At 62.0% G+C, this 25,261-nt stretch carries 26 protein-coding genes; 9 read left to right on the plus strand and 17 right to left on the minus strand.

Annotation, left to right across the window (positions count from 1 at the left end):
• Positions 1-545: 545 nt before the first annotated feature.
• Both GSQ88_RS25015 and GSQ88_RS25020 read right to left on the minus strand, forming a co-directional pair.
• Positions 546-869 (minus strand): RDD family protein, encoded by a 324-nt coding sequence (locus GSQ88_RS25015; protein WP_159010448.1) that lies wholly within the window; start codon positions 867-869, stop codon positions 546-548.
• A complete protein-coding gene (locus GSQ88_RS25020; protein WP_159010449.1) occupies positions 869-1,204 on the minus strand; it encodes a hypothetical protein in 336 nt (111 codons plus the stop codon). Before GSQ88_RS25020 ends, GSQ88_RS25015 begins: the two co-directional genes overlap by 1 nt.
• A gap of 237 nt (positions 1,205-1,441) precedes the next feature.
• Here GSQ88_RS25020 and GSQ88_RS25025 point away from each other — a divergent pair, with 237 nt between their 5' ends.
• Positions 1,442-1,636, plus strand: coding sequence for a hypothetical protein (locus GSQ88_RS25025; RefSeq protein WP_159010450.1), 195 nt, complete (start codon positions 1,442-1,444; stop codon positions 1,634-1,636).
• A gap of 235 nt (positions 1,637-1,871) precedes the next feature.
• Positions 1,872-2,300, plus strand: coding sequence for a DoxX family protein (locus GSQ88_RS25030; RefSeq protein WP_159010451.1), 429 nt, complete (start codon positions 1,872-1,874; stop codon positions 2,298-2,300).
• 437 nt (positions 2,301-2,737) lie between these two features.
• Here the strand turns inward: GSQ88_RS25030 and GSQ88_RS25035 are convergent, their stop codons facing one another.
• From GSQ88_RS25035 to GSQ88_RS25045, 3 genes are all read right to left on the minus strand, one after another.
• Positions 2,738-4,117, minus strand: a complete 1,380-nt coding sequence (locus GSQ88_RS25035) for a carbohydrate porin (protein ID WP_210253889.1) — start codon at positions 4,115-4,117, stop codon at positions 2,738-2,740.
• A 45-nt stretch (positions 4,118-4,162) separates the two neighbouring features.
• Positions 4,163-6,538 (minus strand): glucose/quinate/shikimate family membrane-bound PQQ-dependent dehydrogenase, encoded by a 2,376-nt coding sequence (locus tag GSQ88_RS25040; protein WP_159010452.1) that lies wholly within the window; start codon positions 6,536-6,538, stop codon positions 4,163-4,165.
• 1,361 nt (positions 6,539-7,899) lie between these two features.
• The gene (locus GSQ88_RS25045; RefSeq protein WP_159010453.1) at positions 7,900-8,799 is read right to left on the minus strand and encodes an NAD-dependent epimerase/dehydratase family protein; all 900 of its coding nucleotides are present in this window, start codon (positions 8,797-8,799) and stop codon (positions 7,900-7,902) included.
• 215 nt (positions 8,800-9,014) lie between these two features.
• Here GSQ88_RS25045 and GSQ88_RS25050 point away from each other — a divergent pair, with 215 nt between their 5' ends.
• Positions 9,015-9,827, plus strand: a complete 813-nt coding sequence (locus GSQ88_RS25050; protein WP_159010454.1) for a hypothetical protein — start codon at positions 9,015-9,017, stop codon at positions 9,825-9,827.
• Between the two features lie 199 nt (positions 9,828-10,026).
• Positions 10,027-10,332 (plus strand): hypothetical protein, encoded by a 306-nt coding sequence (locus GSQ88_RS25055; protein WP_159010455.1) that lies wholly within the window; start codon positions 10,027-10,029, stop codon positions 10,330-10,332.
• Between the two features lie 240 nt (positions 10,333-10,572).
• Here the strand turns inward: GSQ88_RS25055 and GSQ88_RS25060 are convergent, their stop codons facing one another.
• Both GSQ88_RS25060 and mobA read right to left on the minus strand, forming a co-directional pair.
• A complete protein-coding gene (locus GSQ88_RS25060) occupies positions 10,573-11,784 on the minus strand; it encodes an ABC transporter substrate-binding protein (protein ID WP_159010456.1) in 1,212 nt (403 codons plus the stop codon).
• Between the two features lie 251 nt (positions 11,785-12,035).
• The gene (mobA, locus tag GSQ88_RS25065; RefSeq protein WP_159010457.1) at positions 12,036-12,665 is read right to left on the minus strand and encodes a molybdenum cofactor guanylyltransferase MobA; all 630 of its coding nucleotides are present in this window, start codon (positions 12,663-12,665) and stop codon (positions 12,036-12,038) included.
• A 192-nt stretch (positions 12,666-12,857) separates the two neighbouring features.
• Here mobA and mobB point away from each other — a divergent pair, with 192 nt between their 5' ends.
• The 4 genes from mobB (at position 12,858) to GSQ88_RS25085 (ending at position 16,079) form a co-directional block, all read left to right on the plus strand.
• Complete coding sequence (mobB, locus tag GSQ88_RS25070) at positions 12,858-13,385, plus strand: molybdopterin-guanine dinucleotide biosynthesis protein B (RefSeq protein WP_159010458.1); 528 nt, start codon at positions 12,858-12,860, stop codon at positions 13,383-13,385.
• A 9-nt stretch (positions 13,386-13,394) separates the two neighbouring features.
• A complete protein-coding gene (locus GSQ88_RS25075) occupies positions 13,395-13,643 on the plus strand; it encodes a sulfurtransferase TusA family protein (protein ID WP_159010459.1) in 249 nt (82 codons plus the stop codon).
• Positions 13,644-14,031: 388 nt separating this feature from the next.
• The gene (locus GSQ88_RS25080) at positions 14,032-15,684 is read left to right on the plus strand and encodes an OFA family MFS transporter (RefSeq protein ID WP_159010460.1); all 1,653 of its coding nucleotides are present in this window, start codon (positions 14,032-14,034) and stop codon (positions 15,682-15,684) included.
• A gap of 113 nt (positions 15,685-15,797) precedes the next feature.
• A complete protein-coding gene (locus GSQ88_RS25085) occupies positions 15,798-16,079 on the plus strand; it encodes a hypothetical protein (RefSeq protein WP_159010461.1) in 282 nt (93 codons plus the stop codon).
• A gap of 343 nt (positions 16,080-16,422) precedes the next feature.
• Here GSQ88_RS25085 and GSQ88_RS25090 read toward each other — a convergent pair whose 3' ends face one another.
• The 4 genes from GSQ88_RS25090 to GSQ88_RS25105 form a co-directional block, all read right to left on the minus strand.
• The gene (locus GSQ88_RS25090) at positions 16,423-17,244 is read right to left on the minus strand and encodes a Crp/Fnr family transcriptional regulator (RefSeq protein ID WP_159010462.1); all 822 of its coding nucleotides are present in this window, start codon (positions 17,242-17,244) and stop codon (positions 16,423-16,425) included.
• A 31-nt stretch (positions 17,245-17,275) separates the two neighbouring features.
• Complete coding sequence (locus tag GSQ88_RS25095; protein WP_159010463.1) at positions 17,276-18,607, minus strand: cyclic nucleotide-binding domain-containing protein; 1,332 nt, start codon at positions 18,605-18,607, stop codon at positions 17,276-17,278.
• Between the two features lie 228 nt (positions 18,608-18,835).
• Positions 18,836-19,123: a hypothetical protein gene (locus tag GSQ88_RS25100; RefSeq protein WP_159010464.1), complete on the minus strand. Its 288-nt coding sequence runs from the start codon at positions 19,121-19,123 to the stop codon at positions 18,836-18,838.
• A 99-nt stretch (positions 19,124-19,222) separates the two neighbouring features.
• Positions 19,223-19,738: a hypothetical protein gene (locus GSQ88_RS25105; RefSeq protein ID WP_159010465.1), complete on the minus strand. Its 516-nt coding sequence runs from the start codon at positions 19,736-19,738 to the stop codon at positions 19,223-19,225.
• A 183-nt stretch (positions 19,739-19,921) separates the two neighbouring features.
• Here GSQ88_RS25105 and GSQ88_RS25110 point away from each other — a divergent pair, with 183 nt between their 5' ends.
• Entirely contained in the window at positions 19,922-20,269 is a 348-nt protein-coding gene (locus GSQ88_RS25110) for a hypothetical protein (RefSeq protein ID WP_159010466.1), read from the plus strand.
• Between the two features lie 249 nt (positions 20,270-20,518).
• On the opposite strand, the gene GSQ88_RS25115 is transcribed toward GSQ88_RS25110, so the two are convergent.
• The 6 genes from GSQ88_RS25115 to GSQ88_RS25140 all read right to left on the minus strand — a co-directional run bounded on the left by GSQ88_RS25115 (position 20,519) and on the right by GSQ88_RS25140 (position 24,708).
• On the minus strand, positions 20,519-21,655 hold the full coding sequence (locus GSQ88_RS25115; protein WP_159010467.1) for an MFS transporter: 1,137 nt from the start codon (positions 21,653-21,655) through the stop codon (positions 20,519-20,521).
• 190 nt (positions 21,656-21,845) lie between these two features.
• Positions 21,846-22,769: a 4-hydroxy-tetrahydrodipicolinate synthase gene (dapA, locus tag GSQ88_RS25120; protein WP_159010952.1), complete on the minus strand. Its 924-nt coding sequence runs from the start codon at positions 22,767-22,769 to the stop codon at positions 21,846-21,848.
• 50 nt (positions 22,770-22,819) lie between these two features.
• A complete protein-coding gene (locus tag GSQ88_RS25125) occupies positions 22,820-23,275 on the minus strand; it encodes a hypothetical protein (protein ID WP_159010468.1) in 456 nt (151 codons plus the stop codon).
• A 137-nt stretch (positions 23,276-23,412) separates the two neighbouring features.
• Positions 23,413-23,703: a hypothetical protein gene (locus tag GSQ88_RS25130; RefSeq protein WP_159010469.1), complete on the minus strand. Its 291-nt coding sequence runs from the start codon at positions 23,701-23,703 to the stop codon at positions 23,413-23,415.
• A gap of 171 nt (positions 23,704-23,874) precedes the next feature.
• Entirely contained in the window at positions 23,875-24,144 is a 270-nt protein-coding gene (locus tag GSQ88_RS25135) for a hypothetical protein (RefSeq protein ID WP_159010470.1), read from the minus strand.
• Between the two features lie 96 nt (positions 24,145-24,240).
• The gene (locus GSQ88_RS25140) at positions 24,241-24,708 is read right to left on the minus strand and encodes a hypothetical protein (RefSeq protein WP_159010471.1); all 468 of its coding nucleotides are present in this window, start codon (positions 24,706-24,708) and stop codon (positions 24,241-24,243) included.
• Positions 24,709-25,261: the final 553 nt, after the last annotated feature.

Below are 25,261 nucleotides of genomic sequence, written 5' to 3' on the forward strand. Positions count from 1 at the left end.
TTTTACAGCTTATATCGTGCTCTCCCCGGCGAGACCTGGCTTGTTTGCCACCGTCGTTCCCAAGAAGCGTGAACTCCTCGCAAACTTGACACCAGCCATTGGGGCGTCAGGACCACACGACTTTGCCGTCCGCGAACGCTTGCGATCGTCTTTCGCAAACTCCGCGTCCATCGCATCCCACCGCGCGTTTCGTGACGTGCGCAACGCCCCTCTTGTTGGGTGGGACGCACGCAATACGCAGCTGATTTGGGTCAAAAACAAAGCGGAATATTTTTTACGAAGGGGCTGGACAGGATTCCGCGCGCGAAGGTGATTTGCCCGTCGGGTTGTTATGTCGCACTCGAAAACGGAAATTTGTCCTTGCCAGCGAGTCGGACGAATGTCGCTCGCTCGTTCATTGCGCCTCCGCATCGTAAGAAATCCCGCAACCCTGCCGATGGCACCAGTTCATGTGACAATGCGGGTCGAGCGCGCAGTTGATATGGGTCCAGGCGATATACCCGCAAACCGAAACGGCAACGAGTGCAACGGCGAATTTGTCGAACCTACTCATGCAGAGTCGGCTGCCAGAACGGGACGCGCTTCATTCCGAACAGCCTTTGAAAGACCGTGCCTCCGGTCTGACCAAGAACAACGAAATAGGCGATGATCAATGCAAACGCCAACAGCACGGGCCATCCACCCAGTTCGTAGGTCGCATCGCCAAAGTTGAAGGATGCGATTGGTTTGCCAAAAGTGGCAGGCGCATCGGATTGATAGGCGAATATTTTTGACACTCCGTACACACAAGCAAAAAAGGCCAGAAAGAAGTCGAGGATACCAGCCAGGTTGCGCTTCCACATCGGCTGGGGCGGGGTGTAGGTCGCCATCACACTCTCCTGTTTGACAGCCACGAACATACCGCGGCGGGAATGGCGCCGACCAGGCTGAAGACCGGAACGTCTATGGTGCCTGCCCATGCCGCGGCGAGAACTGAACCCCCACCGGCGAAAAGCGTGGGTGCAATGACGCTGGGAATGCGCGTTCTGGAGACGAACCAATCGACCAAAACAACCACCAGCGCCGGCCCAATAAACATCAGGTAGACAAACGCCGGCCCGGACAGGCTGTCCACAACCGCGCCCGTCAGGATGTAGAGCACGGCATATAACGAGGTCGCGGCAATGGCGGGAAAGAGGAAAAGATAAATTAGAAACCGCTTCATGCGACGATCTCCCAAATCTCTTGGTCGGTCTCGCCGATGTTTTAGTTCAACCGGGCTCAGTGCTTGAATTCCTCAAAACGGCGCCGTCTGGGGCGCTGCGGCAAAGCATCGATCAGGCTTCCGTTCCCAAAGGGGGCGCTGCGGCGCGCACGTCGAGCCAAGACATGGGCCGGCTGGCGTTGGCCGTAGGCGTTGACATCTCACGTAAGTTGGCGCGGGGTTCCTTGTGGAGATGACATGGCCAACAAGTCGCAATTTTCGATTGTCACGTACGAGCGGCGTCCGGGCTATTGGCGCGCGGCGATAACGCCACTTGCGCAGCCCGGCTCGTCGATTCGGGGCAAGACGACGACCAGCCTCGTGACGGGCGAGGATTCCAGGTCGGAATCCGACGCCATGCGGGCTGCCGAACAACTCATCAAGACGCTGTAGCAAGGGTGACTGATCCAGGGTGTCGTTGAGGGGCACGGGCCCGCGATGCTACTAGATTAACTGAGTGCATTGTTACCGTAACTCCAGGATCATCGTCGACCAAGGGCCGCTGCACGAAAAACCAGCTGCGGGAATTTCCGAATCAACTGATGTTGATGTAGGCGGGGTGGGCAGCGAACTAGCAATCTCCAGTGAACTCATGCACTGAAAGGCGAACAAGGTCGGGGTGGTCGTCATGGCGTTGCGGGTTATTGATTCCCTGGTTCTGCGGTGCGAGCCGATGATCCTGTTGCTGGGCCGCCTCTGCATCGGATCGCTTTATCTGATGTCGGGGGTCAATCACTGGCTGGATTTGACGCTGCTCACGCATTTCATGGCGGGCCTGCCCGGTTCGGTGGATGTGTGGGCGATGTTGGCTGCGACCATCGAGGTCGCGAGCGGTCTCGCGCTGATTCTCGGCTTCCGCACCCGCGAATTCGCCCTGCTGCTGGTGCTGTTCAATCTCGGCGCCGCGGTGATCGGCCACCCTTATTGGTCGATCGCCAATGATGCCACCGCACGCTGGGCCCAATTCATCCATTTCTGGAAAGACATCGGGCTCGCCGGCGGCACCCTCTTCGTCCTCGCGCGCGGCGCGGGACCCCTCAGCATCGATCGGGCGTGAGAGGGCGGCGTCACGAGCATGGCGCGGCGTAACTTCGATAAAATAATTCACTGAATTTGAAAAGACATGGTCGGCGCTCAGGGGGTTGGGCGCCACCATCCGTGTATTGCAACAACGAGGCATCCGGCCAACGCGAACATCTGGAGGCCCATTGTTGTCCAGTAACTCACGGGCGCGGTATCTCGGTAAATGAACCGGTTTGACCAGCTGAAAAATAGCCAGTCGACAACATCGGTATTGAAATACGCGATTTTTCGCTCGGCGAGGCCATTCCTTATTGTGCGCCAGCAATCGACGCACAAATAGATCGCGACGATACGGGCGACGACTTCATAGAGGAACATCTGCATACGCGCTTGGTCGGCGTTGGCGCTTCGAAGGTTCAATGGCGAATAGCGAGTGGCGAATAGAGAGGGTATCCATTCGCTACTCGCCGCTCAGAAATTCGCCACCGTCTTGAGCCCGAACACCAGGGCGTTTGGATTGGCGCTGGTGCCGCCGGGGTCGATTATATACTGGATGTTCGGCCGCACCTGCAGGCCGGCGAGCGGCCGGTAGGTGTAATAGAGCTCCATGCTGTATTCGTTGCCCTGCACGGCCACCGGGCTGAAGCCGACCAGGTTTTGGCCGGCCAGGTTCTGCAACTCTTCCGACCAGGCGACGCTGCTGTTGACGTGGGTGGTGCCGACCGCAAATGCGATGTCGTCCTGGGGCCGCCAGCGAAGCGGGCCGGTATAGGTCAGACCGCCTGCGACCTGATAATCGGTGGTCGCGGTGCGTCGGTCGGCCATCGTCGCGTTCAGGAACAGGCTTAGCGCACCCGCGGCACTGGCTTGCGACGGGCGCATCACCTGCTGAACGAAGCTGACATAGCCGCCGTAACGCCCGCGGCTCTGCGCCAGCGGCAATCCGCTCAGCACGGCCGGGTTGCCGTTGATATCGGTGGCCACATTGGGAGCCATCGAGGTGTCGTACCAGCCGCCGAACTTGTAGCTGCCTTGCAAGTCACCGAACTTCGGCAGCCATCCGAGTTCGACCGGGATCAAAAGCCCGGTGGATCCCGGATAGATCACCGGAAGTGCTGATTGCGCCACGTCCAGATAGCCGGGATTGGAATCGAACACACCGAACTGAAAATAACCAAAGCCCGGCAGGTTGAACTTCAGCCGCGTGGCCCAATAGCTGATCGGCCAATTGTAGATGTAGTTGCCGACGAGGTTGCCGGGTTGCGCGCCGCAGAAGGTTAGGTTCTGGAAGTCGCATGCGAACGATGCGAAATCCTCGCCAAACGGAATCCGCCCGATCTTCCAGTCGACCGCGCCGCCGACGAACTTCTGGTCGTACCAGAAATCCGTCAGCCGCAGCGTCCGGCCGCGTCCGAACACTTCCTGCACCTGCTGCAAGGTGCCGAGGCGCGCGTCATCGCTCAGATTGCTGCCGTTGCGGTCGGTATACGTCACCTGGACCGTGCCGCCGGGCAGCACGCCGAGCTTTGTGAGATCGAACGTGGTGCCGACGACCCATTGATCGGTGTAGGCGACCTGCTGCCGCTGACCGCCCGTGGCATTGCCGGCGACCTCGCTGGTGTAGCCGAACTGGAAATCGATGCCGGCATTCACCAGCCGGGTTCTCGCGCCGTTCCAGTCGCCGAGCAGCCAGGGAACTGGAGCCGGCGCCGGGCCGCTGCCACCGCTGGGAATCGTCAGGTCGGCGGCATCGGCGGCGCCGCTGCCGGCACAGGCCGACATCACTGCGAGACCCAGCCAAAGATAGAGCGCCGTTCGATGCTTCGTTCGGTTGCCGGATGACGCACTCATCACGACGCTCCAGGGTTCAATCTTTCGGGTTCGATCCCTTTGGGTTCAATCCTTCAACGTGTAGGCGATGACGTAGTCGCCGCGCTTGGTGCCGAACGAGCCATGGCCGCCGGCCGCGGTGACGACATATTGCTTGCCGTCGACCGCGTAGCTCATCGGCGTCGATTGCGCGCCGGCCGGCAGGCGATCTTCCCAGACCACCTTGCCGTTACGCACGTCGTAAGCCCGGATCGTGTACTCATAGGTTCCGGTGTAGAAGGCGACCCCGCCCGCGGTCGTCATCGGCCCGCCCAGCATCGGCACGCCCATCTTGAACGGAAGCGGCAGCGGCGTGGTATCCCGGATGGTGCCGTTGGGATGCTGCCAGACGATCTTCATGGTTTTCAGATCGATCGCGGCCATCGAGCCCCAGGGCGGGCGGTAGCACGGCACGGAGAAGGGCGAGAGAAAGCTCGAAATATCCACCCCGAACGGCGTGCCATACATCGGCTGCGCCCCGACCTCGCTGCCGACCGGCTTATCGGCCGTCGGCGCGGCAGGGTTGAGCGGGCCGCGCGGAATGAGCTTCGACCTGAACGGCAGCGACATCGGGTTGGCGATGGCGATCTGTCTCACAGGGTCGACCGCGATGCCGCCCCATTCGAACATGCCGAGATTACCCGGGAATACCAGCGTGCCCTGCAACGACGGCGGCGTGAACGTGCCCTCGTAACGCAACCGATGGAACATGATCCGGCACAGCAGTTGGTCGAAGATCGTGCCGCCCCACATGTCGGCGCCGGTCAGCTTCGCCTCGGGGCGGAACGTCAGCTCGGAAAACGGCTGCGTCGGCGCGGTGCGGTCGCCGGGCGCGGGTCCCTGCGGCACCGGACGTTCCGGCGCCGGCACGATCAGCTCGCCGGTCCTGCGGTCGAGCACGAACAAATTGCCGACCTTGGTCGGCTGGATGATCGCGGGGACGACGCCTTTGGCCGTCGTGACATCAACCAGGCTCGGTTGCGAGGGAACGTCCATGTCCCAGAGGTCATGATGCACGGTCTGGTACGACCAGACGCGCTTGCCGGTATTGATATCCAGCGCGACGATCGAGCTGGAATAGCGTTCGACCAGCGCATCGCGATTGCCGCCCCAGATGTCAGGCCCGTTATTGCCGGTGGGGATGTAGACCAGATTCAATTTCGGATCGAACGAGGATGCGATCCACGAGTTCGGCGAACCGTTGGTGTAATGCCGCGTCGGCGACGGCAGCGCATTCTCGTCGGCGGCACCGGAGTCCCAGGCCCAAACCAGTTTGCCGGTGGTGACATCGAAGCCGCGGATCACGCCGGACGGCACCTCGACCGCATAATTGTCGATCACCGCGGCGGCGACGACCATGATCTTGTCGCTGACGACCGGCGGCGAGGTCGGCTCGAAGAAGCCCGCCGTCTTGTTTCCCATCCCTTGCTGCAGGTCGAGGGTGCCGTGATCGGCAAAGCCATCGCAGAGCTTGCCGCTGTCGGCATCGAGCGCGATCATGCGCCCATCATTGACCGGCAGGAAGATCCGCCGGCGGCATTCGGCGGGCGCCGGACTGCCGCTGCTATCGACCGCGCCCGCCGAGGCCTCGTGGTAGGAGACCCCGCGGCAGGTCATGTGCTGGAACGTGTTGTTGAAATTCAGCTTCGGATCGTACCGCCAGCGCTCGGTGCCGGTCTTGGCGTCGAGCGCGAACAGCACCTGGTGCTGCGAGCAGAGATAGAGCGTATCGCGCACCTTGATCGGGGTGACCTCGAAGGTGGTCTCGCCGGAATCGTTTGGCGTCGCGACATCGCCGGTGCGGAAGGTCCATGCCACCTTGAGGTTGCCGGCATTGTCCGGCGTGATCTGCTTCAGCGGCGAATAACGCTGTCCGAATTGCGTGCGGCCATAGGCGCGCCAGTCGCCATCCGGTTGCGGGTCGGCTTCGCTTTGCGGTACCGCGGACGCAGTCTCGACGATCGTGCCGTTGATGTCGTGAGTGCTGGACAGAAGCGCGACGCCGAGGACGGCCGCGGCCGCCACGACGCCGATCCAGAGCGGCGCGGTCGCGCGTGCGTAAGAGGCCGGCTGGTTTTGCCCCAGGGCGCGAACGATCATTGGCGCCAGCAGCCAGAGTGCCATCGGGAAGATGATGTCGCCGCGCGCGGCGAGCGGCCACCAATCGAATTGCACCTCATAGACCGCCCACGCCAGCGTGCCGATCAGCACGATCGCAAACAGCCACAGCGCCGAGCGCCGTTGCGCCAGCAACAACGCGGCCGTGGCGAGAATGCCGACACCGAGGATGATATAGAAGACGGAGCCGCCCAGCGCGGCGAGCCAAATGCCGCCGCCCGCAAGCAGCAGGCCGATCAAGCCATAGATGATACCCGTGATGAAGATGGCCCTGGATCGCTGCATGGCTGCTCCGATGCGAAAAGCGACCGGCCCGTCCCGCGCAAGCGCAACAGACCGCGTCCGCTTTCAGGTAGCTTCGTCCAATCAACCCTAACTGGCAACCGTCAACTGCTGCATTCATGCAACATTCGAGCGTTAAGTCGCGACCCCAAACCGCGCCGCAGCAGGCTTCTTCAAATACGCGCCAAATGTTCAACAACGAACACGGCAGGTGAGGGGGCTTATTCACGTCGATTGAGATCGAGTCGATGAAGTAATTTCCGTCGTCCCGGCCTAGCGCGCAATTGCGCGTAAGGCGCCGGGACCCATAACCCCTGGCGTGCATTGCTTCGGAAAGCGTCTGCCGCGTTGCCAATACGAGAAGACACGGCGTATGGGTCCCGGCGTTCGCCGGGACGACAAAATTAGCATTTTGTTCGTGCAAAGCCGTCATTGCGAGGAGCGAAGCGACGAAGCAATCCATGTCACAAGCAAGAGCTGGATTGCTTCGTCGCTTCGCTCCTCGCAATGACGTTGATAGGTTCACGACACGACTCCGTATTCTCGCGGCATGATGTGCCCGAGCTTTGCAAATTCGTTCGCCCCAAAAGAAGAGGGCGCAGGCGACCCTCAGAAGAAGAGGGCGCAGGGAAGACCGGGTGCACGCTGCACCCGCGGTCCCGTGTGCAAAGGGTGATAAAAAAACGCACACGAGCATACAGGTTCAGCGGAGGCAATCCGGCCTTCCCTGCGCGATGGCGTTACGGCTTATTCCGTGCTCTCCCCGGCGAGACCTGGCTTGTTTGCCACCGTCGCTCCCAGGAAGCGTGAGCTTCCGAGAACTTGACACCAGCCATCGGGGCGTCAGGACCACACGACTTTGCCGTCCGCGAACGCTTGCGCTCGTCTTTCGCAAACGCCACGGCCCACCGCATCCCACCGCGCGTGTCGTGACGTGCGCAACGCCCCTCTCATCGGGCGGGATGGAGTCGTTCTGAAGTGTGTCGGGTAGGAAGGTAAAGCGAAAAATTTTTCGCAAGAGGGCTGGACAGGATTTTGCGCGAGCGAGGTGAGTTGCCCGACGGGTTGATTTGTCGCACCCGAAAGCGGTAGTTCGTCCTTGCGACTCAACCGGGCGAGGCGAACGCCCGCCGCGATCACAGGCTCCGCGAAGCAATCCATCTTGAGCCGTATGCGGGCAAGGTAGTTAGCTCACCCGTGCTTGGCCTTCTCACTCATTTCGCTTCCGCATCGTAAGAAATCCCGCAACCGCGTCGATAGCCCCGTAGGGCGGATCAGCGAAGCGTGATCCGCCGTTTGCCAACGCGAACGCCTTTGGCTGATCCGCCCTACGAACTGACGATGTCGCCGTGGGCCCGCGGGCACTATCCACCCTTAACGTATTTCCGCCAGTTGTGCGCTTCCTTAAAGCCCAGCACCTCGCGCGCCTTCTTGTTCGACAGCGGCGCCTCGTACTCGCCGAGTTCGCGGGTGATCCGGACGTTGGGACAATAGCGGCCCAGCACGTCGCGGGTCGGAATGTTGGCGGTGATGGTGTCGTTGACGGCGTTGAAGACCTGAAAGCCGAGCCCGTCTTTCTGGATCGCCAGATGCACGATCTCGCCGAGGTCGCGGGCGTCGATATAGCTCCAGGCATTGCGCTTTCGCGACGGCAGATTGGCCAGGAAGCCGGGAAACATCTCGTATTCATCCGGCTCGATCACGTTTCCGATCCGCAGCGCATAGATGTCGATGCCGTAGCGCATCGCGAAGGCGCGCGCGGTCTTTTCATTGACGACCTTGGAAAGCCCGTACGAATCCATGGGATCGGTGTCGTAATCCTCCTCGAGCGGGAAGCTCCTGAAATCCTTGTCGCCTTCGGCAAAGCAGACGCCGTAGGTGGTTTCGCTGGAGGCGATCACGATCTTGCGGACGCCGAGTTTGGCCGCGGCTTCGATCACATTGTAGGTGCTGATCGTGTTGACGCGGAACGTTTCGTTATCCGGCTCGATCAGCACCCGCGGTATCGCGGCAAAATGCACGACGGCGTCCGGCGGCGACGGCGGCTTGCCGTCTGCGAAACGGTCGAGGCCGAAATGCGTGGTCAGGGCGTTGAAGGCCTGGCCGCTGTCCGTCAGATCGGCGATCAGGGTCTTGATGCCGGGATGATCGAACGGCTTGAGATCGACATTGAGAAGGTCGTAACCCCTGCTCTTCAGATGCGGCAGGGCGTGCCTGCCGGCCTTGCCGGTTCCCCCGGTGAATACCACGCGCTTGCCTGTCATTTTCCGTTTCCGTCCGTTGTCGATCGAATGATGGAGACGCAGTGTAATCCGGCCATTGCGGCGACAGTGCACACATCGACGTGTCGTTGCGTGCGGCCTGGTCCGATCAAGCGCCGTCACCCGCCATTTTCCGATACCGAAAATTCCTCTTGAACATTGTTCATTTTTGGCTTAGACATATTTGAACAATGTTCAATCATGTGATGGATCCGAAAATGCCAACCTTTTCCTGTGCGGACGCGTCGACCGGCCCGGGCCAGCCCATCAAGCCGTATATCAAGTACGCGCCAACGCTCCTCACCATCGGCATCATGGTGATCATGGCGGCCTACGGACCCATCGCGCAGCCGCTGCATTACAACGAATTCGCCGACGGATCGGCGGCTTTCGGCATCCACCACGCCGCCGATGTGCTTTCCAACGCGGGGTTCGCCCTGGTCGCGATCTGGGGCTGGCTGACCCTTTGGCCCCGGCGCAGCAGCGACCGATTGCGCGCGGGATGGCCAGGCTACAGGTTGTTTCTGATCGGCCTGTTGCTCACCGCTTTCGGGTCCGGCTTCTATCATCTCGCCCCCGACAATGCCCGCCTGATCTGGGACCGGCTGCCGATCGCGCTGGTTTGCGCCGGCCTGCTCGTCGGCGTTCGCGGCGATACCCAGCCCGGATCGAAGACGGAAATCGAAGCGATCGTTCTCGGGCTTTTCGCCGTCGCCAGCGTCGCATGGTGGGTCTACACCGACAGCAGCGGCGCGGGCGATTTGCGACCCTATCTCCTGTTGCAGGTACTGCCGCTCGTCCTCATCCCGTTATGGCAGGCGATTTATCGCGCGCCGCGCATCGATCGCATCGCCTTCGCCGCGGCGATGGCGCTCTACGTGCTGGCCAAGATCGCCGAGCTGCTCGACCACAAGATCGCGAATACTTTCGGCTTCGTCAGTGGGCACACCTTGAAACACCTGATCGCCACGATGGCCACCGCCGCGGTCGTCTGGGGGCTGAGCCGGCGATTTTCGGAGGATATAGGATAGCGATTGCGGTGACAGCCCTTAGGAAGGATCAGCGAAGCGTGATCCGCCGTTTGCCAATGTGAAGAGGCGGATACGCCTTTGGCTAACTAACTAATTCGCCCTACGAGCTGTCGCATGAAGAAAATGTAATTTCCGGAGCGCGAACCGCGACAAAGCAGCTCTCGTCCTATGAGCATAGGTCAAAATCAGGAGCTGTCCAATGCTTACGAAATCCAGGTTCGTTGCCCTCACAGTCCTGGCTCTCACGATAGGCAGTCTGCCTGCCAAAGCCACAGAACTGCACGTCGGCAATGCCATGTTCGACGCCATCCTCAACGATGCACTTGCCGCCCACCGTCGCTATTACGGCGTCGGTGACCCAAGGTGCCCGATCGTTCGAACCTCGGACCGTTACGGCAACTACACCGGGCGGGTTCATACATGCCAGCTTCCGCCAAGGATTTCTAATGGCGTCATCGAGATGCATTCCCGCCGTTTGAGCGTAGGAGACGAAGACCAAAGGTGATCGGTCTTTAAGCCCGTAGGGCGGATCCGCGAAGCGTGATCCGCCGTTTGCCTACGTGAAGAGGCGGATCACGCCTTTGGCTAATCCGCCGTACGAGCTTGCTTACCTAAGGTATTGGAACAGTAGAGCACGTAATTTGAAATGTCGTATATCCGCAGCGACTACCGTCAATAGTGCTGAGTTGCTGCTTTTTCGGCGCCTCGCATCGCATGGCGTCGCCGCCGCCCGCTATTAGCGCGCTCACTTCTTCACCATCGCACACGCCGGGTCCATCGGCCCGAACGCGTCTTCGCCGGATATCTTGGCCAGTACCTTGTAATAGTCCCACGGATATTTCGATTCCTCGGGCGACTTGACCTGGACCAGCATCAAATCGTGCACCATCAGATTATCCTCGCGCAGTTTGCCGTTGCGGGCGAAAAAATCCTCGATCGGCTTCTCGCGCATCTTGGCGGCGACCTTGAGCGGCTCGTCGGTGCCGCTGTCCTTGATGGCGTTGAGGTAAACCATCACGGACGAATAGACGCCGGCCTGCCACATCGTCGGCATCCGGTTCATCTTGGCGAAATAGCGTTTTGACCATTCGCGGGTCTTGTCGTCCATGTCCCAATAGAACGACGTGGTCAGCAACAACCCCTGCGCCGCCGGCAGTCCCAGCGAATGAATGTCGGTGATCAGCGCCAGCAGGCCGGCCATCTGCTGGCCGCCTTTCAGCACGCCGAACTCGCCGGCGGTCTTGATCTCGTTCATGTTGTTTGGTGGGCCACCGGCGATGCCGATGATCTTGGCCTTCGAGGCCTGGGCCTGCAGAATGAACGAGGACAAATCCGGCGTGGCAAAGGGCGGCTTCACCGAGCCCAACACCTTGCCGCCGTTCTTGAGGATCACGGCGGACGCGTCGCGCTCCAGCGAATGGCCGAACGCGTAATCGTCGGTGATGAAGAACCAGCTATCGCCGCCGCGCTTCACCACTTCCTGCGCGGTGCCGACTGCAAGCGCGCGGGTGTCGAACACCCACTGGATAGCGTAGGGCGAACAGAACTTGCCGTGGAAATCCGCCGAGCCGGTCGAATGCGTGATGAACATCCGCTTCTTTTCATTGGCGATGTTCTGCACCGCGAGGCCGACAGCGGACACCGGCACGTCCACGATCAAATCGACCTGCTCGGTGTCGTACCAGCGCCGCGCGATCCCGGCGCCGATATCCGGCTTGTCCTGGTGGTCGCCGACGATTACCGAAATCGGCTTGCCGAGCACCGTGCCGCCGAAATCGTCGACCGCCATTTGCGCTGCGGTGACCGATCCCTGGCCGGTCGGGGTCGAGGCCGGCCCGTTCATGTCGGTCAGCACGCCGATCTTGACCACATCATCCGACACCTGCGCCAGCGCCGCGGACGACGACAGCAGCGCGCCCGCGAATGCGGCGAGTAGCGATAATTTTCCTGACAACATCCCGTTTCCTCCCGTGACCATCCGGCGCATTGGCCGTGTTGCTTGGCCGGGAGCCTAACTCAGCCGGCGGGCCCTTTTTGCTATTATTCCGTGGCTGCCGTCAACGCGACTGGGGATCGTTATGTCGTCCCGGCGCAGGCCGGGACCCATAGCCCCTGGCGTCAGTAGGAGCAGAAGGCCTTTGCTCCATCGACACAACGCGAGTCCTCGCCGTATGGGTCCCGGCGCAAGGCCGGGACGACGCGAGGATGTTAGTCTCCATCCAACTCCGCCAACCGCTCCGCTTCCGCGACATCCTCGATCGTGTTGGCATTGAAGAACGGATCGAGCGGCGCTGTCGGCCAGGCGACGGTGGCCAATTTGTAGCGAGCGGTCCAGCGGTCGACCCGCCTGATATTGTCCTGCACCAGCGCGTGGCGAAGCTCGTCGCGCAGGGCGACGCGCCATAGTCCGATCACCGGATGCGACTGTCCGCCGGAGGCCGCGACCGCGAGTTGGGCGTCTTCGCTCACCAGCGCCTCGTTAAGGCGGGCCACCAGATCGCGCGGCAGGAACGGACAATCCGCCGCCGCGCTCAACACCATCGAAACCCCGGGGCGATGGGCGGCGGCCCAATCGAGTGCGGCGAGAATGCCGGCGAGCGGCCCGGGAAAGTCCTCGACGGTGTCGGGGACAACGGCCAAGCCAAACCGCGCAAACCGTGCCGGATCGCCATTGGCATTGAGAATGAGCTCGCCGCATTGCGGCTTGAGCCGCGCGATCACGCGGTCGAGGATGGTGCGACCGCCGATCTGGCGCATCGGCTTGTCGCCCCCGCCCATCCGCCGCGCCAGCCCGCCGGCCAGCAGCACGCCGGGAATGGCCTCGTGGCTCACAGCCATGTCGCGCGATCGATCTTCATCATGTCGGCAGGTTAGCATGACAAGCAGCGTTAGCCGATATAAAGCAACTCGTAGAATGAACGAAATGCGACCAGTTCGTCATTGCGAGCGAAGCGAAGCAATCCATGGCAGCGAAGCAAGGGCTGGATTCTTCGTCGCTGTCGCTCCTCGCAATGACGGGAAGAGTACCACATGAACGTGATTGGCCTCTCGGGATGGAGCGGCGCCGGCAAGACCACCTTGCTGACGCGGGTGATCCCTCTTCTGTTGGCCAAGGGGTTGCGCGTCTCCGTCATCAAGCATGCCCATCACGATTTCGATGTCGACGTGCCCGGCAAGGATTCCTGGGTGCACCGGCAATCCGGCGCGACCGAGGTGCTGGTGGCCTCGTCCCGCCGCTGGGCCCTGATGCATGAATTGCGCGATGCCGCCGAGCCGCGATTGCCGGAGCTCTTGAGCCGGATGTCGCCGGTCGATCTCGTCGTCATCGAAGGTTTCAAGCGCGAGCCGCACGCCAAGATCGAAGTGCATCGCATCGCCAACCACAAGCCGCTGTTGTTTCCCGACGATCCCGACGTCGTCGGCATCGCCACCGACGCCGTGGTTGCAACCACGCTGCCAATGGTCCATCTCGATGATGTCGAGGCCATCGCAGCCTTGATGCAGCGCGCCGCGATCCCGGTCGAACAGGTGCTGGCGCGAAGCCCGAGCGAGGGATAAAAAGGCACGATGGCGATCACGAAACTGGACTTGAAGGGCCTCAAATGCCCGTTGCCGGCGCTGAAGACGCGCAAGGCGCTGAAGACGGTGCCGCCGGGGGATTTCCTGGAAGTGCACTGCACCGATCCGCTGTCGGTGATCGATATCCCGAACCTGATCCGGGAAACCGGCGACAAAGTCGAGATCACCGAGCGCGCCGAGGGCCGGATCGTGTTCATGATCGAGAAAATCAATCGGGCGATGCCGTCCGCCAATTAATCTTAGCTAGTGATATCGACCTTTTTCCTATCGACACCCGCCTCGGCTTCTGTCCCAATTGGGGTTCTCCGTGGGGACTCGGAGGTGGGTCGTGTTGGTGGCAGGGCTTGTTGGTAACAGGCTTGTTGGTAGCAGGCTTGCGCGTTTGGGGCGGGTGAATTTCCTGATTTAGGCCGGAACTGATGGTGGCATATCCTGCCGCATCAGAGGTTGGAATTGTCGGATGTGCTTGGTGGTCCCGGCGCATCCTTGGATTGTGCGGAGCAGCAATGCACGATCTTACTGCCCGTGATAGGCTTTGGCGGGGTTTTAGACGGGCGGATCGGTGGCGAACGGGATCGGTGGCGGCAGACACGCCCGAAAAGGGCGGCTGTTAAGGGAGGATTGAATGACGACAATCAGCAGTGCCGGAAGCATGTCCGGCGCAGGCGCAGGGCTCCTCGACAGGGAACGGACGGTTGCGAGCGCCGGCTTCAATCGATGGATGGTGCCGCCCGCGGCGCTCTGCATCCATTTGTGCATCGGCATGGCCTACGGCTTTTCGGTGTTCTGGCTGCCGCTGTCGCGCGCGCTGGGATTGACGGCGCCCAAGGCATGCCCCGACATGTCGCTGCTGCAGGAGCTGTTCACCACGAGCTGCGACTGGAAAGTCGCCAGCATGGGCTGGATGTTCACGCTGTTCTTTGTCGCGCTCGGCGTATCGGCGGCGATCTGGGGCGGCTGGCTGGAGCGGGTCGGACCACGCAAGGCCGGCTTCGTCGCCGCGTTGTGCTGGGGCGGCGGCCTGTTGATCGGCGCCTTCGGGATTTATGTCCATCAGCTCTGGATCATGTGGCTCGGCGCCGGCGTCATCGGCGGTATCGGCCTCGGCCTCGGCTACATCTCTCCGGTGTCGACCCTGATCAAATGGTTTCCGGATCATCGCGGCATGGCGACCGGCATGGCGATCATGGGTTTCGGCGGCGGCGCGATGATTGGCGCGCCGCTGGCCAACATCCTGATCACCCATTTCAAGACACCCACATCGGTCGGCGTGTGGGAAACCTTCGTCGTGATGGGCTTGATCTACTTCGTGTTCATGACCATCGGCGCGTTCTCCTATCGCATCACCCCGCCGAACTGGAAGCCGGAAGGCTGGACCCCGCCGGCCAAATCCAATGCGATGATCTCCAAGGCCAATGTCCATCTCGACGACGCCCACAAGACCCCGCAGTTCTGGCTGATCTGGTGGGTGCTCACGCTGAACGTGTCGGCCGGGATCGGCGTGATCGGCATGGCCTCGCCGATGTTGCAGGAAATCTTCGGCGGCAAGCTGATCGGATTTCCGGATGTCGGCTTCAACGCGTTGAGCCTCGAGCAGAAGGCGACCATCGCGGCGATCGCAGCCGGCTTTACCGGCTTGCTCTCGCTGTTCAACATCGGCGGCCGCTTCTTCTGGGCCTCGCTGTCCGACTATATCGGCCGCAAGGGGACCTACTATTGCTTCTTCCTGCTCGGGATCGCGCTCTATGCGCTGGCGCCGACTTTCGCGGCGATGGGCTCGAAGGCTCTGTTCGTGCTTGGCTTCGGCATCATCCTGTCGATGTACGGCGGCGGCTTTGCGACGGTGCCGGCCTATCTCGCCGACATGTTCGGGACCCAGTTCGTCGGCGCCATTCACGGGCGCTTGCTGACGGCGTGGTCGACCGCGGGCATCATCGGCCCTGTGGTGGTCAACTACATCCGCGAATTCCAGCTCGCGGCCGGCGTGCCGCGCGATCAACTCTACAACACCACCATGTATATCCTGTGCGCCATGCTGATCGCCGGCCTGATCTGCAACTATCTGATCAAGCCGGTCGATCCGAAGTGGCATATGAGCGAGGCCGACGTGGCAAAATTGCAGGCCGCGAGCGCCGATGCGACAGCCGGACCTTCGGGATCGTTCGGCATCGGCAGAGGCGGACTGGACCTGAGGGCCGCGTTGTTCTGGGCCTTCGTCGGTATTCCCCTGGCCTGGGGCGTCTGGATCACGCTGCAAAGCGCGGCCAAGATACTTTGATCAAGGTGAACCTCTGATCGGACACATCCCGCGACGCGGGACGGTAGCCTTACCGTCCCGCGCCGTTTTGTCTTTACGCCCTCCTCAATAATGCAATTTCAAGGGAATTTTTGATGCCTCGTACCGCTATTTGTCTCGTCACCGTGCTGCTTGTCGCCGGCGCGCTTGATACCGCTTCGGCCCAGACGACACCTGCGCCTGCCGCCACGACCGCGGCCCCGGGCGCGGCAAAACCATCGCGGATGAAATTGACCGTCGAGAAGCTCAAGGCGATGAAGGCCAAGTGGAGCGAGAACAAGAGCAAACTGAAAGCCTGTCGCGTGGAAGTGAAGAGGCAGGGATTGGCCGGCGACGACCGCTGGTTCTACATCGCAGACTGCATGGACAAGACCTGATCCGTCGTCCTGACGCGGCGTGAGTTAGATTGGGCCGGGGCTATCCGCACGCTTCACTTCACCTTTCCCCGGCGGGGAGAGGTCGATTTGCTCCCGGCGATGCGAAGCATCGTCCGGTGCAAATCGGGTGAGGGCTCTTACACCAAACGGGAGGCCCTAACCCCTCACCCGGCGCGGAGCCTGTCATCGGGCGCGCATTCACGCTACCCGTTGGCGCCGACCTCTCCCAATCGAAGTCGGATATATCCGACTTCGATCGATATGATGCCCAACTCGGGTAAACCCGAGTTGGGTGGGAGAGGTGAAGGGAAGTCGCAGCCGGTTCGATCAATAATCATCCCGCTTAGTTCGCGCTGTCCGCGGCCACAGCCTGCGTCGGTGCAGGTTTGTTCTGCGCGATGACGGCCTCGAGCCTTGCGATGTTCTCGAGCAGGCGCTGGCTGGTCAGGACCAGGAAGTAATAGCCGAATTGCGGGTCCTGGAAGTAGATCTCGAGCAATTTGTCATAGGTGATGGTCAGCACGTGGCCATTCTCGGTGCACTCGACCGTCGCGGTCCGCCGGTTATTGGGTGACAGGAAACCGAGTTCGCCCATCAGGCGGCCCGGCGGCAGCACGACGCCGATTTCGGTCACCAGGAATTCGCCGGTGACGGTCAGGAACATCTCGTGCGCCGCGTCCTCCTTTTTGAAAACCACATCGCCCTTGCGGTATTTCCGCTCGGTCATGAACGGCTTGAGCCATTCGATCGACATGTCGCCCTTGGCGGCGTTGCGCGCCTTCTTCACCAAATTGAGCATCTGATGGAGGCGCAGGCCGTTGATCGGGAGCAGCAGCAGATACAACAGCAGCGTCTTGATATCCCCTGACAGCACGCCGAAGCCGGCGAAAAACGCGCAGCCGACCATGTTGGAGACGCGCAGCGGCACCATGGTCCGGGTCAAGAGCGTCGCGACAAAAAACACCGCGCCCACCAGCGCGCACATATTGGCCAGCGTGATATTGGCCAGAAAAATCTCCAGCAGGCGATTGTACAGCGCGTCGTAGGTGATGTTGTTGGGGTCGAGGCCCAGTTGAACCAGGATCTTGGCGAACCGCAGATTGTCGGCGGCGGCGTTTAGAATGCGATCCAGCGCGGTGGAGAGGTCAGCATGGATGGCGTACATGGCAGCTCCCGGGGCGGCGGCTCGAAAGGGTTCACACGAAGCTTTCCGCCAAAGCCAGATAAAGCGCAAAGAGAAAACCGGCAACCGTCGGGAGCACCACCAGCGAGCCGCCTTCCTCCAGGGCGACGGGAATCATGGCATGGGCGACCAGTGCGAGTACAGCGCCACCCGCCAGCGCCTGGGCGAAGATCGCCGCCAACGCGTCGCTGCTGCCGATGAAGGCCTTGCCGGCCGCGGCCGCGACGATGCCGGCCACCAGCACGGTCGACCACAGGCCGAAAATCCCCGCCGGGCGGTAGCCGGCCTTGGTCAACATCGAGGCACTCGCCGCCGCCTCCGGAATGCCGCCCAGGAACATCCCCAGCATCAGCGTTACCGAGAGGTTGCCGAGAGCGGTAAACTTGGCGCCGATCACCAGGCAGCCGGGGATGGTGTCGAGAATATTGCCAAGGACGATCGCCATGCCGGCGCCGTTGGCGGCTTCCGTGAGCATCTTGCCGGTCTCGTGCCGGCTGAGTTGGTCGAGGCTGCGGCCGGCGACCTTGGCCCAGCGGGCCGCGTTGGTGCCTCCCGCGCTGAGGTTGTCGATCGCTCGCCGGTGGCTGATGTGTTTGACCGCGTCGGCCATTTGCGGATCTTCCGCAACCAGCCGCTCGAAATCGCTTTTGTCGATTTTCAGGAGCTCGGTGTCTTCGACGGCCCGGATCGTCGCGGTACGGGGGTCGCCGCCGAGCAGCGACATTTCTCCAAACGCGTTGCCTTTGCCGAGCACGGCGATCGCGCTGCTGGAAGCTGAGCCATCGCGCGGATCTTCGTTGAGGACTTCCACCGTTCCGCTGCCGACGATGTAGAGGGCATCGCCGGGGTCGCCGGTCCGAAACAGGATTTCGCCTTGCTTCAGCTGGCGGTCGTGGATGCAGGGCAGAATTCGTTCGATCTGTTCGGCCGGCAGATGCCGCATCAGGTCGGACGTCGCCAGCAGCTTGATTCGCGCGGCGATGTCCTGCTGTTTGCGGGTCAGCGCATATTCGCGAAATTGCGTGCCGTAGCGTACCGCCGCACCCCTTTTTTCGAGGAACAGCGAGGTCGCGTAGTAGAGCACGGCGCCGACCGCAAAGCCGGAGCTGATGAAGGCCCACGCGGCGCGCGCATCAAAGCCCTGATGGTGAAGCGACAGCGCGCCCTCATAGGCCAACTCGATGGCCAGCGCCGAAATCAGCGAGCCGGCCGCGAACGCCAGCAGGCAGGCGAGCAGACGCTTCGAAATCGAAAGGTAAAGCCCGATCGCAGCGCCCAGCAGCGAGGAGGAGGTTGTAGCCAGTCCCAACAGGGACACCATGGCAAGCTGGTGAAAATAATTCATCAGTTCCTCAACCGTTTTGGATGTGATGTTGTGGCGATGCCAGGCGCTGCACATTTTGGAAGCTATCTCGGACGTCATCCTGAGGAGCGGCGTCTTCGCCGCGTCTCGAAGGATGGTGTTCAGCGCAGTGTGTGCGGCCATCCTTCGAGGCTCGCAAGCGCTCGCACCTCACGGGCGAACGCACTGCGTTCGTCCCGGGGATGACGTCTGAGATAGCTTCACACGCTCTCACTTGCGTGAAAGTCCGCTGGGTCCGAATTGTCGATTGTGGTCCTTCAGCCGCCAGCGCGGCCTCCAGCTCGGGCAATGCTCATAGAGCCGCGTGGTGAAGGCGCCTTCTTTTCCCGCGCATTTGTAGTAGCAGACCTTGGTCGCCCCGGCGACGCGCGCGCCGGCCGCCGTGCAGATGAGAGAAACCGTGGACGGTTCGGGGGCCGGCGCGTCTTGTATCAGCGCGTTTTGCACGGGCGCGGATGTGGCGGCCGCAAAGACGGCCATCGCCAGAAAAATCGCCATTTTGCCCTTCTGCTGAACGAGAGAGAAAACAGATCTTCGGCTGATGAAGACGCCAGGAGCGGCGACGTTCTCTCGTTACTGCGGTTTCGTGACAGGGCGTTAATAGTTGAGGTGTGAAAGAACTATCGCAGTCTTCAGCGCGATAATTCCGGCGAGGGCGCCTGCCGCCAGCAGAATTGCGCAGGCGACTCCGGGCAAGCGCCGGATCGCGGCACGCCGGGGCAGCTGCCTGCGCAGAAAGAGCTTTGCGGCTCCCAGCCCGGCAACGAGGGGATTGCCGTGGTTTTCAAGGTCGAGCTCGAAACGGGCTCGCGGAAACAACGCCGCGCAACCGGCAGGGCCGGCGTTTGTCTTGGCAAAATGCAGCGCCGAACCCTTGCGCCAGAACAGGCCGCCGAACTTTCCGTCGGCGTCGCGCGCGACCCACAGACCGGCGCGGTTGCGGCCGATGAAGACCACCGGAATGCTCCGGCTCAGGACATCCGGGCCGGGCCGCGCAAAGGACGTGACGGCGTGCTCGAATTTCGGCGGCGCGCCGGACGCCAGCGGTCCCGATGACGGCCTCTCGGCGGTCGCCTTGCCGAGGAATTCTTCGCTGTAAGTCATCGCGCTCATGGCAATGCCGGTTCCCGAGAGAACGCTACCTTTTGCGTCCGCCACCATAATTGGCTTGAGCCGCATATGAATTCGAGATGGCCCGGCCGCCCATCGCATAGGGACGGCATAAAGAACGAGGACCGCGCAGCGCCTATGTTGCTCCTATGCGAACGCGGAGCGGGTGCTCTCGAATTCATATGTGTGGCGACGCATCTTCCACTCAGCATGCGGCGTATCGGCCGCCACGGAGTGCCCACGATGATTCGCCTCAGCCTGACCAAGGCGCGGCTGTTCGACCTGACGCTGGAGCGTCGCCCGGATCGTCCAACCGTCCGCCCCGCCAATTATCGCTTCGCCAGAAGCTCGCAACAGCCTGGTCGTTCTCACGTTGGCCGCGTCCTCGACGGCGCCAAGGCGTTGTTCGGCGCCGCGCTGAAGCTGATCGCCGCCGCCAGGCATCATCGGATCGAACGTGAGCTGAGGATTGGCGGGCCTCGCCATGACTGGCTGCGCATCGACGACGATCACTTCACGCCGATTGAGCATTAAAGCCTGTGAAGCTGTTTCCGACGTCATCCAGAGAGGCCGTGAAACAATCGACGCCGTCATCCTGAGGTGCGAGCACTTGCGAGCCTCGAAGGATGCTGTTCGGCGCTTTGCCTGCGGCCATCCTTCGAGGCGCGCAAGAAAGGGCGCACACCTCAGGATGACGAATTGCCTGCTTCCGTCATCCCGGGGATGACGGTGGTGTGCGTGGCGGGCTAATACGCCACGGCCGCGGCCGGCCGCACTCCTATCTCAACCACCCCGCGGACCGGCGACGAGTCGCGCGGTCAGCGGCACCAGGCACAGCAATGCCGCGACCATCCAGAAGGCGGCATGCAGTCCGACGGCCTTCGAGACGAAACCGATCGCGGCCGGTCCGGCGAGGATGCCGGCATAGCCGGTCGTCGTGATCGCGCCGACCGCAAGCGCCGATGGCATCGCTTTTTGCGCTCCGGCGGTGCGGAAGAGCACCGGCACGATGTTGGACGCCCCCAACCCGATCAACAGGAAGCCCGCCATCGCGACCGCTGCCAGCGGCGCCGTCAGCAGCAGGACGAAGCCGGCGATGGCGAGGATGCCGCCCCAGAACAGGGTGCTGCGATCCCCGATGCGCGCGGTGATGCTGTCGCCGACCAGACGCCCCGCCGTCATCGCGACCGCGAAGAACATGTAGCCGACGCCGCCCTTGGTCGCGGTAACGAGGCCGCCATCTGTGACGAGCAGCGCGCTCCAGTCGAGGATCGCGCCCTCGACGAGGAAGGTCGCGGCCGCCAGAGCCGCAAGCAGCAGCACGATGCCGTGTGGCATCACGAACAGCGGTCCTCTTTCGCCTTGGGCGCCCGTCATCAGGCGAGGCCACGCGAACGCCATCGCCGCTATCATAATGGCCGAACAGAACAAGGTGCCCAAGAGCGGCGCCACGCCAAGCGACAGCAGGAAGGTCATCAGCGTCGCGCCTGCAAATCCGCCGATACTAAAAAGCGCATGGAAGCCCGACATCAGCGGCGTGTCGGCCGCCCGTTCGACCTCGACCGCATGCACGTTCATGGCGACATCGATCGAGCCCAAAGCTGCCCCGAACGCGAGCAGCGCGAGTGCTGTGGTGGTCGGTGTCGCGGCGACGGTCAGGACGGGGAGGACGACGGCAAGCCCGAACCCGCCCGCCAGGATGACGGGCTTGCTGCCGTAGCGCGAACTCAGCGGCCCGGTGATCAGCATGGCTACGACCGAACCGATGCCGATGCACAGCAGCAGCAGACCGAGCGTTCCATCATCGACGGCGAGGCGCTGCTTGGCGAACGGCACCAGTGGCGCCCAGCAGGCAATGCCGAAGCCTGCGACGAGGAAGGACAGGCGCGTGGCGAGTCGCGTCGCGGGACGGTCGGACATGGATGGGTTACCGATCAGGGTGCGAAATGGCAGGGCGCGTGAATCATGCCTCATCGAGCATTAAAATCGTGCACGATGATGGCAAGATTGCTTGACGAGCGCCAGAACGGCTGCCTTTTGGCTGCGCGCCATTAACCGCGCACGACGGAAATTGGGCGATGGCGACCCACCGTTCAGCCGGTCAAAATCTCTATGCAGGGATATGAGACACTTTCGTCGGCTCGCCGACGGCCGTCATCGCCAGGGCGACGGCCTTTCGCGAATCCTCTGATAGTTCGACCAGCGGCAATCTCAGCGCGGGCTTCATGAACCCCAGCAGGCTCATGCCGTATTTCAGGGTGGCGATCGGCGCCTCCGACGACATCAGCGCGCCGATTGCGGCGAGATCAACCGAAGCGCGCCGCGCGGCCGGTAAATTGCCGCCTGTGCAGCCTTCATGGAGCTGACGGCAGCGATCGGGAAAAAGATTGGCGATGCCGCTAATGCAGCCGTCGCCGCCGCTCGTGAGATAGGCCAGCGCATGGGTGTAATCCCCGCACAGCAGGCGAAACGCCGGCGGCAGCATCGCGCGCAAGCGAAACAGCCGCGCCACGCTCCCGGCCGCGTCGTTGAGGCCGATGAACTGCGTCGATTCGGCAAGCCGCGCGATGGTCTCGTCGGAGATCTCGCGCGCGGTGCGTGACGGGATATCATGCAGCAGGATGGGTAGGCTGGTCGAGGCCGCGATGGACTGGAAATGCGCCAGGATGCCGGTCTGCATCGGCTTGTTGTAATACGGCGCCACCGACAATATCGCGTCCGCGCCGTTGCTTTCGGCGATTTCCGTCAACTCGATCGCCTGCCCCGTCGAATTGGAGCCTGCGCCGGCAATAATGGCTATTCGTCCACGCGCTATTCCGACCGCCGCGCCGATGATCTCCGCGCGCTCGGTCCGTTCGAGTGTCGAGCTTTCGCCCATGGTTTCACCGACCACGATCGCGGTCGCGCCCGATCCGATCTGGTGCTCGCACAGCATCTCGAAGGCGGACCAATCGATGCCGTCGCGGTCGTCGAACGGGGTCGGGAGGTCGGCGATGAAACCACCGAGCCAGTGCAACGGTTTTGTCTTGGGCATCGTCTTGACCATAGTCTTGGACCTAGTCTTGGGCTGGAGCTGTGGCATGGTCATGCCACCTTCGCGATGGCGCCAACGTGCTGGCCGAATTCCTCGCGATGCGCCGCCAGCACAAAGCCCTGATGACAGCGCGCGCCGGCTTCGATCCGAAATCCGAGTTGCTGCAATTTCGTCCGGACCTTGCAGCCGAGGCCGTTCTCCTGCGATTCGATCGATATCGTGATGCTCGCCGCGGCGTAAAGATGCCTGGAGATCTGGTTGATCGCGGCCTCGATCGCCTGAAAGCTGCGGTCGCCGGCGATCAGGCCCGCGGAATGCTGCCCCGCGGACGTGCGGCAGGCCGAGGCCAGAGCCGCATAGGTAAATCCCCGTCGCCGGAGCGCCAGATAAAGCTCGATGCTGTCGGCCCCGGCGAGGACCAGCCGGTGCGACTTCGACAGATGCGCGAGATTGATCATGGTATCGACCATTTCGTCCCGCGGCGAGATCAAGTTCTGTCTTGGCATGAGGGGGCTCCGGCTGATCGGGGGAGTGTGCGGCGTTAGAGCGTTTTCGAGCGAAGTGGGTACCGGTTCGCGTGAAGAAAACGCGTCAAAACAAAGGACTAGAGCCCCGTTCCGATTCCATCGAAACGGAAAAGGCTCTAGGCGGCGCGGCTCTGAAGCGAGCCGTCGGCATCCATGGCCGCATTGTTGGCCGGCTGCGGCGACGACACTTTGCGATGCATGTCGAGTTCGACGATGGTGGTCGCGAGAACGATGGTTTCCGGGTGATGCCCGTTTTCGAACAGCGCATATTTCAGCGCTTGCGCGCGGCTGACGAATAGTCCGCCGAATAGTCCGTTGTTTTCCTGGGCAACCCAGTTGCCCCTGCTGTTCCGCCCGATAATCACAAGGTTGGATGTGCACGATGGCGGTTCGTCGATGGCTTCCACAACTCGCTCCTGTTGGCTGCCGCGAACCGCAAAAGGCGATCGCGTGCGTTCTTGAGATGAGAAATATTGAGGAGATCGCATATGAATTCGAGAGCGGGGCGGGGTCGATCTCATAAGGACGGCGTAAAGGTTCTGACGCCGCGAAAGGCAGATGACCGAGCGGGGCGAATTCTAGGCCGGCGCGAGGGCGCCAAGGCCGAAGTCGCCCAAGGTATGAACCAGGCAAAACAGCGCGGCGCAGGTCAATGCTTCATCCCAATGATTGAGGATGCCATCGAGCGGGCGCTCACGCTTGATGACGGCGACAACGACGCTGAAGATGATGGACATCGCCAGCAGCGCGGCAAGGCTGCGGGCAAAGCTGAAGCTGCCGAACGTCGCGAAGAGAGCGAGGATGATCATTCGCAGGCAAAAGCGGACGAGCACCTGCGTCGATCTCATCTCCTGCGATAGCTCGGGGAGTTGCGCCAAGTTGGTAAAACTCTGGTGGATGGGATCGCGGCCCCGATGGGGCAGCCTTACGCGAAATGACAAGTCCTAGAAATTATCGGTGCAAAGCACCTGGTAGACCGCGTCTGCCTCGCGCCGGACGAGGGGGACGCTGGGCCGGATCGATGGCGCGCTGGCGCGCTGGGCCTCGACGAACGCGCTCAGGATCGCCAGCGGCAAATCGAGGTGACGGGCTTCGACCGATTGATCGAGCCATTCGGGCAGCTCGCGCTCGCGGGACAGCGCGCAATGCCATTCGCCTTCGTCATAGGCGATGCGGCGAACCTGCCATTGCGGCAGCTCCAGTTCGATCAGCGCAAATGCCGCGTCGGTCCAGGCTTCCGCTGCGATCAGGCGCTCGATCCGCGCGGTCCGTTCGCGCTGTCCGGCCGATGGAAAGCGCCGGCATGCCGCCTCGATGACGGCCGAGATCAGCTTCGCGGTTACGCGATGCGCGTTGCGAAGCCGGTCATCGATGTGATCGACAATATTTTGGGCGTCGGAAGGCAGCAGCATGGCGGTATCTCGCATGGGGCGCGGCTGCGACCGGCAGCCAAGCCCACAAAATGGATAAATCGCCATTTGAAAGCGAGATGGGGCAGGGGGAGAAGATATAGGGATTTCATAAGTGTTTTTGCTCGCATGATCGACAGCTCTCAACCGTCGTCCCGGCGAAGGCCGGGACCCATAACCCCTAGCCGATCGAAAGACAGAAGGCGTCTGCCGCATTGCTAAAAATGAGAGTCCGCGCCGTATGGGTCCCGGCCCCTTACGCGCAATTGCGCGCTAGGCCGGGACGACGGTTGCGAAGTCGTTCCGGACGATTGGTGGCCCTTTATGAGATTCCTATAACTTCGCTAGTGCGACCGTCTCGAAAACCTATGCGCCGGGTGGCACTTCAGGGCCTGACAAAAGGGGGCAACCTGCCTGGCCCCCGCGTACCACACCGCATAGGAGCACGCCATGTTGGATATTCTCATGCTGGCCCTCGGGCTTGCCTTCTTCGTGGCGGCGGTGGGCTACACCTACGCCTGCGAGCGACTTTGATGGTTCGACGCCCGATTGCCCC

Origin of the sequence: Bradyrhizobium sp. S69, assembly GCF_009766005.1 — a bacterium.
In the GTDB taxonomy this organism is placed as follows: Bacteria; Pseudomonadota; Alphaproteobacteria; order Rhizobiales; family Xanthobacteraceae; genus Bradyrhizobium.